This is a genomic window from Pseudomonas sp. UBA5568 (genome assembly GCF_002425525.1).
Taxonomy (GTDB): Bacteria; Pseudomonadota; Gammaproteobacteria; order Pseudomonadales; family Pseudomonadaceae; genus Aquipseudomonas; species Aquipseudomonas fulva.
Genome location: NZ_DIMK01000043.1, coordinates 92549 through 107033 on the forward strand (window position 1 = coordinate 92549; position 14485 = coordinate 107033).

Annotated in this window: 14 protein-coding genes, 1 tRNA gene and 1 pseudogene; 10 read left to right on the top strand and 6 right to left on the bottom strand. The window is 53.8% G+C overall.

All coding sequences use genetic code 11. The annotated features are described in order from the left end of the window. The first annotated feature begins 2 nt into the window (after window positions 1–2). The 3 genes from B2S33_RS13710 to B2S33_RS13720 all read left to right on the top strand — a co-directional run bounded on the left by B2S33_RS13710 (window position 3) and on the right by B2S33_RS13720 (window position 2691). Window positions 3–698, top strand: coding sequence for an ABC transporter permease (locus B2S33_RS13710; protein ID WP_023535794.1), 696 nt, complete (start codon window positions 3–5; stop codon window positions 696–698). After that, complete coding sequence (locus tag B2S33_RS13715) at window positions 695–1384, top strand: ABC transporter permease (RefSeq protein ID WP_023535781.1); 690 nt, start codon at window positions 695–697, stop codon at window positions 1382–1384. The genes B2S33_RS13710 and B2S33_RS13715 overlap by 4 nt, the downstream gene beginning before the upstream one ends. 101 nt (window positions 1385–1485) lie before the next feature. After that, window positions 1486–2691 carry a methyltransferase gene (locus tag B2S33_RS13720; RefSeq protein ID WP_288650490.1) on the top strand — a complete coding sequence of 402 codons (1206 nt, stop codon included), beginning with the start codon at window positions 1486–1488 and terminating at the stop codon, window positions 2689–2691. A 421-nt stretch (window positions 2692–3112) separates the two neighbouring features. Here B2S33_RS13720 and B2S33_RS13725 read toward each other — a convergent pair whose 3' ends face one another. Beyond that, a complete protein-coding gene (locus B2S33_RS13725; protein ID WP_027914094.1) occupies window positions 3113–3388 on the bottom strand; it encodes a DUF3077 domain-containing protein in 276 nt (91 codons plus the stop codon). A gap of 673 nt (window positions 3389–4061) precedes the next feature. On the opposite strand from B2S33_RS13725, the gene B2S33_RS13730 reads away from it, so the two are divergent. The 4 genes from B2S33_RS13730 to B2S33_RS13745 all read left to right on the top strand — a co-directional run bounded on the left by B2S33_RS13730 (window position 4062) and on the right by B2S33_RS13745 (window position 7874). Continuing rightward, window positions 4062–4310, top strand: a complete 249-nt coding sequence (locus B2S33_RS13730; RefSeq protein ID WP_023535804.1) for a hypothetical protein — start codon at window positions 4062–4064, stop codon at window positions 4308–4310. Window positions 4311–4408: 98 nt separating this feature from the next. After that, window positions 4409–4484 (top strand) — tRNA-Thr (locus B2S33_RS13735). A 162-nt stretch (window positions 4485–4646) separates the two neighbouring features. Then, window positions 4647–5966, top strand: a complete 1320-nt coding sequence (locus tag B2S33_RS13740; protein WP_288650491.1) for a tyrosine-type recombinase/integrase — start codon at window positions 4647–4649, stop codon at window positions 5964–5966. A gap of 927 nt (window positions 5967–6893) precedes the next feature. Next, entirely contained in the window at window positions 6894–7874 is a 981-nt protein-coding gene (locus B2S33_RS13745; RefSeq protein ID WP_288650492.1) for an integrase domain-containing protein, read from the top strand. Window positions 7875–8242: 368 nt separating this feature from the next. On the opposite strand, the gene B2S33_RS13755 is transcribed toward B2S33_RS13745, so the two are convergent. The 5 genes from B2S33_RS13755 to B2S33_RS13775 form a co-directional block, all read right to left on the bottom strand. After that, complete coding sequence (locus B2S33_RS13755) at window positions 8243–8881, bottom strand: SLATT domain-containing protein (protein ID WP_288650495.1); 639 nt, start codon at window positions 8879–8881, stop codon at window positions 8243–8245. Continuing rightward, a complete protein-coding gene (locus tag B2S33_RS13760; RefSeq protein ID WP_288650497.1) occupies window positions 8802–9683 on the bottom strand; it encodes an SMODS domain-containing nucleotidyltransferase in 882 nt (293 codons plus the stop codon). Before B2S33_RS13760 ends, B2S33_RS13755 begins: the two co-directional genes overlap by 80 nt. A 75-nt stretch (window positions 9684–9758) precedes the next feature. Beyond that, window positions 9759–10307, bottom strand: coding sequence for a hypothetical protein (locus tag B2S33_RS13765; protein WP_288650499.1), 549 nt, complete (start codon window positions 10305–10307; stop codon window positions 9759–9761). 90 nt (window positions 10308–10397) lie between these two features. Next, window positions 10398–11006, bottom strand: a complete 609-nt coding sequence (locus B2S33_RS13770; RefSeq protein WP_288650500.1) for an SLATT domain-containing protein — start codon at window positions 11004–11006, stop codon at window positions 10398–10400. A gap of 6 nt (window positions 11007–11012) precedes the next feature. After that, window positions 11013–12302, bottom strand: coding sequence for a nucleotide-binding domain-containing protein (locus tag B2S33_RS13775; RefSeq protein ID WP_288650501.1), 1290 nt, complete (start codon window positions 12300–12302; stop codon window positions 11013–11015). 496 nt (window positions 12303–12798) lie between these two features. On the opposite strand from B2S33_RS13775, the pseudogene B2S33_RS13780 reads away from it, so the two are divergent. The 3 genes and pseudogenes from B2S33_RS13780 to B2S33_RS13790 all read left to right on the top strand — a co-directional run. After that, window positions 12799–12998, top strand: a pseudogene (locus tag B2S33_RS13780) (integrase); the annotation flags it as partial. A 584-nt stretch (window positions 12999–13582) separates the two neighbouring features. Continuing rightward, window positions 13583–13765: a type II toxin-antitoxin system HicA family toxin gene (locus B2S33_RS13785; RefSeq protein ID WP_027914095.1), complete on the top strand. Its 183-nt coding sequence runs from the start codon at window positions 13583–13585 to the stop codon at window positions 13763–13765. An 87-nt stretch (window positions 13766–13852) separates the two neighbouring features. Further along, entirely contained in the window at window positions 13853–14299 is a 447-nt protein-coding gene (locus tag B2S33_RS13790; protein WP_049696767.1) for a type II toxin-antitoxin system HicB family antitoxin, read from the top strand. The last annotated feature ends 186 nt before the right edge of the window (window positions 14300–14485 follow it).

Below are 14485 nucleotides of genomic sequence, written 5' to 3' on the forward strand. Positions count from 1 at the left end.
CCATGAATATCGACTTGCACGGATTCGGTCCGGCCATGATGGCCGGCACCCTGATGACCGTAAAACTGGCGCTGTGCGCCTTGCTGTTAGGGCTGGTGCTGGGCCTGCTCGGCGCCCTGGCCAAGACTTCCCCGCTCAAGCCCTTGCAGTGGCTTGGCGGTTTCTACTCGACCCTGGTACGGGGTATTCCCGAACTGCTGTGGGTGCTGCTGATCTACTTTGGCACCGTGGGCCTGATGAACGCCCTGGGCGAAGCCCTGCACATGCCAGGCCTTGAGCTCAGCGCCTTTGCCGCAGGCGTCATTGCCCTGGGCCTGTGTTTTGGCGCCTACGCCACCGAGGTGTTCCGGGGCGCTATCCTGGCCATCCCCAAAGGCCACCGCGAAGCCGGGCTGGCGCTGGGCATGTCCAAGGGCCGCATCCTGTCGCGGATCATCCTGCCGCAGATGTGGCGCATCGCCCTGCCGGGCCTGGGCAACCTGTTCATGATCCTGATGAAGGACACCGCGCTGGTGTCGGTGATCGGCCTTGAAGAAATCATGCGCCATGCCCAGATTGGCGTGACCGTGACCAAGGAGCCGTTCACCTTCTACATGGTGGCGGCCTGCATCTACCTCAGCCTGACCGTCATTGCCATGACCGGCATGCATTTCCTGGAACAACGCGCCGCTCGCGGCTTCGCGAGGGCCGAACAATGAACTGGGAAGTGATCATCAAGTGGCTGCCGCGCCTGGCCCAGGGCGCCACCCTGACCCTGGAACTGGTGGCCATCGCGGTGGTGGCCGGCTTGATCCTGGCCATCCCGCTGGGTATCGCCCGCTCTTCGCGGCACTGGTACGTGCGCGCCGTGCCGTTCAGTTACATCTTCTTCTTCCGCGGCACCCCGCTGTTGGTGCAGCTGTTTCTGGTGTACTACGGCCTGGCCCAGTTCGACGCCGTGCGCGCCAGCGCGCTATGGCCGTACCTGCGCGACCCGTTCTGGTGCACCGTGCTGACCATGACCCTGCACACCGCCGCCTACATCGCCGAAATCCTGCGCGGCGCCTTGCAGTCCATTCCCAAGGGCGAGATCGAGGCTGCGCGTGCGCTGGGCATGTCCCGGGCCAAGACGCTGGTCTACATCATGCTGCCCCGGGCTGCCCGCATCGGCCTGCCGGCCTACAGCAACGAAGTGATCCTGATGCTCAAGGCCAGCGCGCTGGCCAGTACGGTCACCCTGCTGGAACTAACCGGCATGGCGCGGACCATCATTGCCCGCACGTACTTGCCGGTGGAGATCTTCTTCGCCGCTGGCCTGTTCTACCTGCTGATCTCGTTCATGCTGGTGCAGGGCTTCAAGCTGCTGGAGCGCTGGTTGCGCGTGGACGCCTGCCAAGGGCGCTGATCCGTTACCGGCTGCAGCCGGTTGGCCCGTTTTACCCGGCTGGGTGAAAGCGGGTTCAGCCGGCAGCAAGGCCTGACCACCCTTTATCGACAGCGCTCCCAATGCCTACCTCCCTCCACAGCCACCTTTTGCTCGAACGCTTTCAGGCGCTTGACCGGTTTTTGACCGAGCATCAGGCGCTGTGGAAACCCAGGCCGTTCACCCATCTGCACCTGGATTGGGAAAGCACCTACCCGGAACTTGCGCGGCATCTGCGCCAAAGCAGCCTGGCCGAGGCCGAAGGTGACATCGACCCACACGCACTGCCCGCACCTTATCCACAGTTGGCTGATGCCGCCCAGGCGCTCAGCGTGCTGGGTGCCCTGCCCACCTGTGCGCTCCCCGCCGCCGCCCACCGGCTTGACGTCAATGTACCCGGTCGCAAATGGCAGCAGATCGAAGCCTTCGGTAGTCACCTCGCCTTCCGCGCACCCTCCCGCCACTGGCTGGACTGGTGCTCGGGCAAAGGCCACCTGGGCCGGCGCTTGCTGCACCCCGGCCAGCGCCTGACCTGCCTGGAGTACGACACCGCGCTGGTGGCTGCCGGGGAGGCGCTCAGTGCCCATCACTATTTGCCCGTGCAACACATCCATCAGGACGTGATGGCCCCTGGCAGCGCCAAGCATCTGGATGCAGACACCAGCGTGGTCGCCCTGCACGCCTGCGGCGACCTGCATGTCCGGCTGCTGCGCCTGGCCAGCCAGCAACATTGCCCACAACTGGCCGTGGCCCCGTGCTGCTACAACCGCATTGCCACCGCCCAGTACCAGGCGTTATCCACAGCTGCTCGCGCCTCGGCCTTGCACCTGTCGCTGGATGACCTTGGCCTGCCCCTGAGCGAAACCGTCACCGCCGGCGCCCGCGTACGCCGCCAGCGCGACACGTCCATGGCCCGCCGCCTGGGCTTCGACCTGCTGCAACGCCAACAGCGCCAGACCGACCAGTACCTGCCCACGCCATCGCTGCCGGTGGCCTGGTTGGCCAAGCCCTTCGAGCGGTATTGCCGTGACCTGGCTGCGCTCAAGCAACTGGACCTGGATGGGGATATCGATTGGGCGGCGTTGGAATCGGCAGGGTGGGATCGCCTGGCGCAGGTACGCAACCTCGAGCGCCTGCGCAACCTCTTCCGCCGCCCACTCGAACTCTGGCTGGCACTGGACCGTGCCCTTTTTCTGACCGAACAGGGCTATGACGTACGTTTGGGCGTGTTTTGCGACTATGCCCTCACCCCGCGCAACCTGATGATCCTTGCCGAACGCGACAGATAGCCGCAGAACAACCTGTGGATAAGTCTGTGAACAAGCTTTGGGTTACCTGTTGGTGTACGGGGCCATTCGGGTGGATTGGCTTATTCCAAAATGACGTTCAAGACCAGTAAAAACAGGCATTTGCGCAAATTTGGTTTATTTCGGGCGGGGTTATGCCATTGACACAAGCATTCGATGCCGCTTGTGCATAAGCAATTTTTCAGGGGCGATTTTTTGTTGATTTCAGAGAGGTTTGGTGCGTAGGGGATCGAGCTGCCATGCCGGAACTGTGAATGCTTCAGTACTCGCGTGTGGCTTTGAAATTCCGAAGTCTGTTTTCCTTGAGCAGTGATGAAAGCATTGGGCGGGTGCCTGAGAACGGTTTGTCTATCCGCTTGGCACCCTGGCCCATTGTCATCCATGCCGCCGAGGTTCTGGTTGGCTAGTGGCGTTTGCCTTTGGCGATTTCGATGTCATTCAGCAAGGCGTTGGCCATGTCGCAAAGGTAATCCGCCGCACCGAGCAGTTTGTGGTCATCCTCCATGTCCCCCTCACGCACCAGGTGCTTGATGTAACCCATCAGAATGGAGACATGCTCGTACGCAGCATCCACCGGGATGCCGGGCTGTACGCGAAGGAGGTTTACGGGTGGGGTGCCGGCTTGGAGGAAGGTTTCTACGCCTGCGGTGGTGATAGGGTCCGAATTGCTCGTGTCCATGGCTTGGTTCCTTATTCGAAAACAGGAGCCGCCACGCAGACCTTCTCACGGATAGGGTGGCAGCCGTACGCAGGGTGAGAAACCGAGTGAATAAGGAACCCCGGCCAGACCAAAGCCTGCCCGCGCACGGCCACCATTGCAGGTAGCGCTTATTCGAAGTCGGGTTCTCACACCCGGTCGCCAGAGCGACGGGGCAAAGGTATCCGTGAGGTATTTCCCAGACAACGGCGATACTTCGGCAGAGCGCGTAGGATACGTCCGATACGTAAATTTGCAGAAGCCTCCAGCAGAAGAGTCCAGACATTTCCTACAAAACCAAGGCCCTCAGACTACAAACCACTCATCCCGTACCATCAATCAAACACAAAATTCCAGCCCAACGTATCCCGGTGTGGGAGCGGCCTCGCGCCGCGATGGGCCGCAAAGCGGCCCCAGTAACTCCACCCCAAACCCCATATCCACAGCCCCACACACCCCCGCCTCCCCCAAAAACCCACTCAACTTCCCATTCCATGACCCACCGCACACTCCCCGCAACATCCCACCCCTAATCCCCGCCCCCACAACCGTGTATCATGCGCCCCCCAAATCATTAAAAAGTGACGTCGCGCGCTGCCTGCCAGCCCTGCGGCCATCTGGCGTTGCGCCAGATTCGACAACGGACCTGACTCTCGTGACCCAAGCCAAGCCCCTCGCCCTGCTCGCCTTCGCCCTGGCTCTTACCGCCTGCGCCAGCGGCCCCTCGCACCCCGCCCCCGGCAACCTCGGCTGGAACCACCCCGGCATGCAACTGGGCGGCGACCGAGGCCTCCCCCTGCGCGCCGACAACACCTGCCGCAAGCGCGGTTGCGACAACGACAAGCTGTTCTTCAACCCCGGCAAGACCGAACCAAACGTCACCACCCTCCACCGCGGCTGGTAAGAAAATTTCCCTTTTGGGTCGGTGAGTTAGGTCATTTTCAAACAATCGCAAGGAAGTGGTTTACACACGCCAAACGATCGTTATAATGACGCCCCATTGCCGGTATAGCTCAGCTGGTAGAGCAACTGACTTGTAATCAGTAGGTCCCGGGTTCGATTCCTGGTGCCGGCACCATTCAAGGTTCCATAGAAAGCTTTCAAAATCTCTGGAACCCCCGAAAAACCCGCCTTCTGGCGGGTTTTTTCGTTTTGGCGTTCCGTCGGATTCCGAGGGTAGCCAGCGCTAATAAGGGTACTTTTAAGGATACCTACCAATTCGACATTGGAAAGTACCCTTATGGCTCGCACAACGGCTCCCCTTACCGACAACGCCTGCCGCACTGCAAAGGCTCGCGAACGTGAGTACAAGCTTTTTGACGGCGATGGCCTTTACCTGCTCGTGAAGCCCAACGGTCGTAAAGGCTGGCGGCTCAGGTACGTGAAGCCCGATGGTCGCGAGGGCCTGACCTCACTCGGCAATTACCCGGTGGTCGGGCTGGCTGACGCTCGCCACAAGCGCTTCGAGCTCAAACAGCAGCTCGCCAACGGCATTGACCCCATCCAATCCAAGCAGCAGGCCAAGGTGCAAGCCGTAATCAATGGCCGTACCTTCGAAAGCGTCGCGCTCGATTGGTATGCCGGGATGGTGCCCAAGTGGGCGCCGGGCCACGCCAAGACTGTATTCAGCCGGTTGAAGACTCATGTATTCCCTTTGCTCGGTGCCAGGGCAATCGTTGAGTTGGACACCCACGACCTCATGCAGCCACTGGAAGCCGTGACGAAGCGCGGCACCATCGACGTGGCGCTCAGGATCAAGAATTACCTGCAAAGCATCATGCGCGAAGCCAAACGGCTGCGACTGATCACGTCGAACCCAGCCCACGACCTCGATGGCTCAATCAGAGCACCACGGGTTACACATCGACCCGCCCTACCCTTATCGCGGCTTCCAGAGCTACTGGCGTGCATTGAGGACTACAGAGGTCGCCCGCTCACGCGCCTCACGGTGATGCTGTCGTTGCATGTATTCGTACGCTCCAGTGAGCTGCGCTTCGCCCGCTGGAACGAGTTCGACCTCAATCGCGGCATCTGGGAGATCCCCGACACTCGCCCGGCGCTCGACGGCGTACCGTTTTCCACAAGGGGTACGAAGATGGCCGGGGACATTCACGTTGTACCCTTATCACCGCAGGCAGTGGCCTTGCTTGAGCAGATCCACGCGATCACCGGCAAGTTCGACCTGGTTTTCGCGGGGGATGCCAAACCGTGGAAACCGATGTCCGAGAACACGGTGAACGCGGCGCTCAGGACGATGGGCTACGACACCAAGGTGGATATTTGCGGTCACGGGTTCCGAGCCATGGCGTGCAGTGCGCTGGTCGAGTCCGGGCTGTGGTCAGAGACGGCCATCGAACGGCAGATGAGCCACAAGGAACGCAACAACGTGCGGGCCGCCTATACCCACAAGGCCGAGTTCCTCGAAGAGCGCCGGATGATCATGACCTGGTGGAGCCGGTTTCTGGAAGCGAACCGCGAGGACCATGTGACCCCGCATGAGTTTGCCAAGCAGACGGGCGAGAACGTCACGCGGCTTCGCAGTGCCAAGAGGACCGAGTAACCCGCCGCACCACCACCTCAACTCGCTGTGAAGTTACCCACAGCACCGCATGAAGCTCCTCCGCGCGGGTCCTTTCAAACGGGGCTGCAAAGCCGCCCCGTTTGAAAGGACCATACCTAAGAAAAAAACTGCTGGCACAGCTTACGTCTGTGGAAAACCACTGATGTCCACCGGAGGATAGTTTTATCCACAGGCGCTAAATCCGTGATATCGCGCTGCTTGACGAATATTGTCCACAAGCGTAGACCGGGAGTCGCAAGAGCTGTCGATGACAGCACCCCAGGTGACCCGAACCTTTAAGGTCACGCCGCTCCCGCGGTGGTTCACCCGCAAGTACGATTCGCGTCCGGCAGCTCGTACGGTCACTACCCATGTGATGGATGCCAACTCAATATCGTTGCCCCTGCGGCAACCACTCTACCCATCTGCTCAGCAGCAACCTATCCGCTTGGCCATTTCGCGTGCGCCAACCTGCGCCCGTCTCTTTCACTGGAAAGAGACGGGCGCTCCTGACACTGCTGCAGCCCTGATCGCACATGGCTCAGCGGCAATTCCCCTCGTGACAATCGGCGTGACAAACGCCGATGTCACCAGCAACAGCCATGTAGATGATGGTGCCGCAGACCAGGGAATGGACTGCACCTGACTGACAGTCAGGCATGCCCCGGTCATCGCATTGCTGCGTTCACCCGACTCAGGATCTCGCGGCACTGGTCTCGTCAGCCAATGCAGCCTCCACCCGCCCACCGGTAACGGTGTTCAGGAGGCCAGATCATGAGATGCCCTTACTCCCGGTCGTAAGGAGCCGCCAGTCCCGCGTAGAGGACACTCCCCACAGGTCGCAGGGGCCTTGATCCCTGATAACACTCAGCATTCTTGGCGGGATGACGTGGGAAGGACGGTAGAGCATAAGAAGAGGTGACCAATATGGCATTGGTGGGTAGACGCGATGGCCGCAATTTCGGCTACGGCAGACAGTTGAGCTACGCAGGGCCGCAGGCGCTGAAAGACGTGTTTGGCGGTGGCCATTACGGCACGGTCAAAGCGCACGGTGATCTGTGGCAAGCATTCGTCAAATGGTGTCGCTCCGAACAGGGGCCCGGCATCAATGATGCGCGACAGATTGATCGTGAGGTGTTGGCTAACTACGCGGCGTATCTGCGCAACATGGTTGGGCGCGGTGACCTCGCCGTCAGTACCGCACAAAACCGGCTATCCAGCGTTAACAGGACCATGGCGGCGCTTCGCGGTGATCAGTGCGTGAAATTGCCCAGTCCGAGCAAGGCGCTGGGTATGCAGCGCACCGGAGTGCGACAGTCTGTGCCACAAGGCCAGGACCGCAAACAGGTTACACAGATCGTCGATGCACTTTGCCGCCAACATCAGCAACGCGCCGTCGCGATCGTTCTACTAGCGCGAGCCGCCGGCATGCGTTTGCGTGAGGCCATCCTAGCTGACCTGCCACGGCTGAGCCGTGAGGCTACAGAGCTAGGCAGGATTAACATTCAGGATGGCACCAAAGGTGGCCGTGCCGGGGCAACGGCTCCCCGTTGGATATCAGTGGACAACCATGTTCGAGGTGCTATTGAGTTTGCACGGCAAGTGTCGCCTGCAGGTAGCCGCAACCTGATTGCGCCACACGAAAGCTACCTGAATCTTCTGCGAGAAAGTATTCGCCCTGCGCGGGACATCCTGCATGCACCCAACCTCAAAGGATTTCATGAGTTACGGGCGGCGTTCGCATGTGAGCGTTATGAGCAAATAACCCAACACCGCGCGCCTATCAACGGTGGCCAGTGTTACCAGGTAGATAAGAACCTTGATCGTGAGGCCCGGAGGCAAATCAGCCACGAACTGGGACACTGTCGTATAAACGTGGTGTCGGCTTATATAGGAGGCCGCAGATGAGTAAGAATTTCGATATGGAATCATTCCTAGCGGGTATTCTGACTGGCTCTCATACCACGCGTCGGCGCCACCTCAAACAAGCTAACGCTATACAAAAAGCGATTTCTGATCGATGGTATCTGGATAATCCTTGGACCTGGCAGCGAAAACACCTTGCGTGGTTTCTAAGCTGCCAAGTGGGCCGGCGCGCCGAGTCGACGAAATATTACTACCGCCTCACAGTAAATCTGATTACCCTTCGCTTAGGAAAACGGTGGCAGTTCAACCACCCTTCGAAGAGTTAGCAAAACCTTGTGCATCACAATTAATACCGATTGGCCTATGCTGGCTGAACCGTACCGGAAGAAAAATATGCTGCCAATATACTGTTATCCTTTCTTAAGTTCTTTCGGAAGAAACGCATCAATCTCCGCGTCGGAGAATGTCATATCTTCGAGTGCCTTCAACGCTTCCTGCGCCTTTTTATAAGCTTGATATGTTGTACTGGGAGCACCTGAGTAAACTGCATGCAATTGCTCCAACAGGTTATCTCTCACCTTTTGTAGAATCTCAATGGGCTTCTCGCCCAGTCGTAGATCCGTGATGAGAGAAAGATATCTTTCTCGGATAATCCAGAGATCAGCGCCTGCCTGCCGATGCTTTTGAGCGAGCTCTCCGAGGTCGTAATTTTTTGTGTAAGCGTTCAATATTAGCAGTATTGTAGAGACAACGATTCCGGCGATCGCTGAAGTTTTACCGCCACCCAACGCTGCTGCGACAAAGCCGCCGGTTGTTATAGCGGATAGGACAATCTGCCAAAACTTGATGTTGGAAAGCCGGCTCAACAGGATGTCTGCACACTTCTCATGTGTTTTATGAGAGTACACAACACGTCCATAGCATTCGCGTAATTGCCCCTCCAGGATCGCTCTTGAGTCTAGAGAGTCATTAGTCTGGGAATGAAGTTCCAAATATTTCTCTCCATTTTTGCTTCGCTGACCACTCACGCTTGGGAGTAGCAATTTCATGTTCTATTGCCTCGTGTGCAAGATTGTAGCACCTAGTGGCTTTCCATTGAAACAATCCTTTGCCGTAAACGTGCTGCCCGCTTCCGGGCGCCTTCCAATACTCTTTGTTGCTATCTTGATTTGACATGAAATAAAAAAAGTCTCGACACATATAATCGTAATAAAAATACGACTTATCCTTATACTGCCAATTATCAATAAATTGATAAGCAAGCGTGTCAATTAGCATACCACTAATTGGTACTTGCCAATTTCTTTTCCATGCCCGCATCATTCGACAAAGTAGGATCAGATTTCCGTTGCAAACTCCATTTCTCGTCCTTATCGCAGAAATTTCTGGCTTTGGATTAGTAACCCGCCAACATCCCCCACCGTTCGCATCGGGGTAGGTAAAGCTGTCATCTTTATTTATAAACGCAGGCAATACCTCGAATGTTATCCCATCAGTAAATGGGACAAGTATTACCTGACCATCGCCCCTGATATTTGTAGTAGAATATGTTTTCTCGATGGACCTCTTTACCGCTTGAAGCAGAGAGGACTGACCGTTTCCAGCATAGTTGTTGTACTGCTGATAAACTGAATATGGAAGTTGAAAAAGCACATCCAGATCACTGATACCCTGGATCGCAGTGTTTCGCCCGTACGACCCCAGATAGAGTCCGTGAGCAACATCGGACGTAGTATTCCAAAACTCTGTATTTAGACGACGAGTAATGGCCTTATAACGGCTAGGGATAGTACCTGAATCTTGAACTCTAATATTGTAACAGAAGGTGCTAAACCACTCTGCCAGTGCCATAAGAACCCCCTACTCAATACTTAAAAAAACCTTTTCTGGATCACCCGCAAATAAGCCAAAACTTATACACCCCAACTAATTGCCCTTTATATGCCGAGCTAGATTGAAGGCCATGATGACATAGGACGTTGCATCTTCCTCACTTAAATTCATCTCTTCCGCATGAGCTGCCTTGTTGCGAAGCCTTCGAAGTTTCCTGTATATCTCCAGCTGCTTATCATCGATGACTTTGCACTGATGTAGGTACTCACCCAGATTCGGGAAATTACGCATTGCTTCGCTAGACGACTGACTCCAAAATGAACTAGCAACCTCTGCTGCCGCTGTTTCAACATCAATCCAAGCTTCCATAATTGCCGCACGCGTAGACAGGGACACCAATTCCAATGCTTTGGAGGTAGTAGCGGATAGATCCTCTTTTTGTGGTGAATACAGAACAGGTGATTCAGTCTTTAGGGCAAGTACCTCTTGCGAAAACTCAAGTTCGAGCTCTTTATATTTAAGCTTTCTCATTAGCGGAACAAGCCCCACTAGTGGTTTTCGCAATAGACAAGCCAAAATGATTATTGCCCCAGGCCAAGCTAAAGCTTTAATTATCTCTGATATAAAGGTAAATTCGTCCATACTCTTTCGAGACCTAAGCCAGTTTTTATCACTAAAATTAACGTATACCCTCGCACAACCAGCAGAAGCCACGACTGATGTCTAAATTCCCTACGAACCAAAACTCATACAAATCAAAAGCAGATTCGATCTAAATACCACAACCAATAGAGCCAGCACTACCACAACACACCAGAACATAAATGACAGTGGTATCTTATCTCTCAACAACCGAAAATGCTTTTTCTCATCAACCCAATCTATCTGATACTGCCAGAAGAACTTGTAATGGGCATACCAGTCGCTAAACAAAATCTGTTTACTAATGGCAGCATTATAATATTCATCTTTCAACACTGAAAGCCTTTCACGGTAAGACATGAGAGGTTCGCCGTCTAGCGCTTCAACTTCTCTATACAAATCTCTTAGGGACTCGTATATACGCGTTAGCTTTATCGCCGTTATTTCATATTCTTTTTTCTTATGGTCATAAAATGAAATATATAAGCCAATCACACCTAACACTAGCAGTGACGCTGACGGGATTTTTGTTCCTAACTCATCCCAAATCAGTGCAAATATACCAATAGCCATCGAGAAAAAACTGATAAGACCTGGAACCTTGTCTACTATGTCGAATGTTGCCCAATGTTTTCTACCGCCGAAACCAACATTATACCCGGTATCGGCGATAATTTTTAATAGAGCGTCCTTATTCATATTTGTTTACTCAATAGGGACATGAATTCTATCTTTTGCAACGACTACATTGTTTTTTACTACGTAGCACTCCACAATGTGGTCGCCAGAAAAACTAGTATGTTCTTCTATCCTTCTCAAACCAGAATCTTTGACAATCTGCCCACGAACACAATCTCTACGTTTCGCTTCATCACCTCGATTCAAGACCTTCCAATACACATCGTAGTCACCCGCCGTGTCATTTTCCACGATGTAGAACTTCAAAGACTTTTTGGGGCTGAGCTTGAATCTGCTCAGCAGCATGTTGCGAAGTGAGTCCGGGCGATACCCGTTCTGCGTTACCTCGCAGTCGATTCTAAGCTTAGCTCGAATATCAGTAGAATAACTATCCTCTACGAACTCTTCTGTACGTCTATAATCCTGTTCATAAGTGCTAGCCTCCGCCTTCTCCACGGCAACAGCTGCAGGAAATTGGCGCCCATAGATTTTTTGCCACTTTGCATTTTCAGTATCTTTACCATTATCTTCAATAGCCTTCAAGCATAAATCATATGTTTTACTTGCAGCCTTTTGAAACTTTTCTTTAACCTTAACACGCTGCCCACTTCCAAGAGCGGCATAGTACTCTTTATCTGGCTGATCTGCCAAAAACTTAAAAAAGTCCCTACTCATCCAATCATAGTAAAGATAGCTTTTTTCTTTGTAGTCATCATTCGACTTGATAAAATTATGAGCAAGTGTGTCGATTAGTAAACCGCCCATACCTACACCGTGTTTATTTTTCCAAGCTCTAGCCATTTTGCAAAGTCGGCGGAGGTTATGGTTATAATCCTCATTAACCGCTTTCATGGCATCCATTTCTTCACGGGGCTTTGTGGTTTTCCAGCTTCCTCCATTTCTTGTATCTGGATATAGATAACTTCCATCGTCTTGTTTAAATACGGGCTGCACCTCCACATGGAAGTTTGTATATAGCACCCTCACCACAGGGCTATCTACGAAAATATCAGTCCTTGGATATCGGGCTTTTATAGCATTCTTTGTATCCTGCAAAAGTTTAGACTGCCCACCATCTTTATAATCCTGCCATTTTCCAGCGGGCATAATATAGAGCATATCTAAATCAGAAATCCCCTTAATCGCTGTCCATCTACCGTAGGACCCGACCCGAAGATTATTAGCTGTACTAGATTCAGAATCCCTAAACTCCTTATTTAACGCTAGAGTTATTTCGCCATATCGAATACTGATCTGTTCATCGTTGGGTACTTTTATATTATCCAAAAAGTTCTTAAATTTATCTGCAATGCTCATTTTTCGTCCCTGAATTTAGGCCTTGGCCGAATGCTACTGAATGGCCATCATCGTGTCTATTCCTTTATATGCAGACGTGAAAAAGGGCTGTGTAGAGGCTAATTACTCCCTTACGAAAATCTTAAAGCTCCAAGGAATCACGGCCACCACCGCTCGGCGCGCCAATTAGAGCTCTTCTGACTGTGTATAGGTATGGCGTTGGATATTACGAGGACTGCGCTACAAACGACTGCGCCAAGATGGAATAAAGGCTGCGGGTATTTTATGAGGTACCATCACGAACAATCAGTATTAATTCATTAAAAAACAATCGGTTAGGTCACAATTCGACTCCTGGTGCCGCACCATATAAGGTTCCAGAGAAGACTTTCAAAATCTCTGGCATCCCCGAAAAACCCGCCTTTTGGCGCGAGTTTTTCCGGGGATGCCCAGGGTCGCAAGCGCTAACAAGGGAGTTTTAAAGATAGAGGTTCGTTCGATATCGGAGACTACCCTTGTGGCCCGCCCAACTGCCCCGCCTACCGATACCTCCTGTCGCACGGCCAAGCCAGAAAGCGCGAGTACAAGCTCTTCGATGGGGACGGTCTCGACCTGCTTGTGCAAGCCAACGGCCGCAACGGCGGGCGGCTCAGGTACGTGAAACCCGATGGCCGAGAAGGCCTGACTGCCCTAAGCAGTTATCCAGTGATCCGTCTCTTTCACTGGGAAGAGACGGGCGCTCTTGACAGTGCTGCAACCCTTATCGCATTTGGTTTTGCGACAACTTCCCTCCTGACATAGGCGTGACAGACGCCAATGGCTCCAGCAGCAGCGATGGAGGGGATGGTGCCGCAGACCAAGGAATGGAGTGCACCCGACTAACAGTCGGGCATGCCCTGGTCATCGCATTGCTGCATTTCACCGACTCAGGATCTCGCAGCACTGGTCTCGTCAGCCACTGCAGCCTCTACCCGCCCACCTTTAACGGCTTCAAGAGGCCAGATCATGAGATGCCCTCGCTCCAGGACGTCAGGAGCCGCCAGCCACAGGCTAGAGGACATCCCCCACAGGTCGCAGGGGCCATCCCTGATGACGCTCAGCATTCTGGGCAGGATACGGTGGGGCGAGGATTAGCAAATGGAGGTGAAGCGCATGCAAATACGGTCGATGTGAGCTCATCCCCCTGCTCTGGGGAACAAGCGTTGGGTTGTCGGATCTTAGACATTGTGTACTAGTGTGTACAATCCTCTGAATCGTTGTGTAGTATACACACAACTGCGGCAAGCTTTGAGGAGATACCCGTGCACAGCCGAGACATCATCAAGCGGCTGAAGGATGACGGTTGGGTCAGAGTCAAAGGGACTGATGGGAGCCACCAGCAGTTCAAGCATCCAACCAAGAAGGGGCGGGTTACGGTTCCTCATCCAAATAAGGATGTGGCAATCGGGACGCTTCGAAACATTTGGAAGCAAGCCGGTCTCTGACCGGTTTTACCCTTGCGGGTAGATCGTAAGCTTGCTGTTAGCAATAGTGAAATCGAATCGCCGAAATTTTTCGGAGGGATATTTAAAATGAAATACCCAGTTGTTTTGCACAAAGATGAAGACTCCGACTACGGAGTGACAGTTCCAGACGTACCGGGCTGCTTCTCTGCTGGCGAAACGATCGATGAAGCATTGAGCGAAGTCCAACTCGCGTTAGAGATGCACTTTGAAGGTTTGGTAGAAGATGGAGAGCCTCTGCCGCAACCTCAAAATATCGAAATCCATAGGAAGGACCCGGCTTATGCCGATGGCATCTGGGCTTTCGTAGAATTCGACGTCACCCCCTACTATGGGAAGTCGGTTCGCTTTAACGCGTCTTTACCAGAAGGTCTCCTCAAACGCATAGATGATCGCGTGAAAGAAGACAGCGCTTATGCGTCCAGATCAGGATTTTTAGCCGCGGCGGCGCTGCATGAGCTGGCGAAAAACTTAAACGAAGGCATAGACGCTTTAAAAACCAGAAAGACAGTATGACTTGAAAATATTAAGGGCGCCCTTGGGCGCCCTAATAATGACCAGGTATACGGGCAAGAAACGCAACTGAAGCACTGAACCAACTTTGCGAAACTTGAGAGCTCACAGGGTATTCATCGAACTTCTGAAACGCCTTGTTGGGGCTGCTGTGCAGCCCATCGCGGCGCGAGGCCGCTTGTGTCTTGA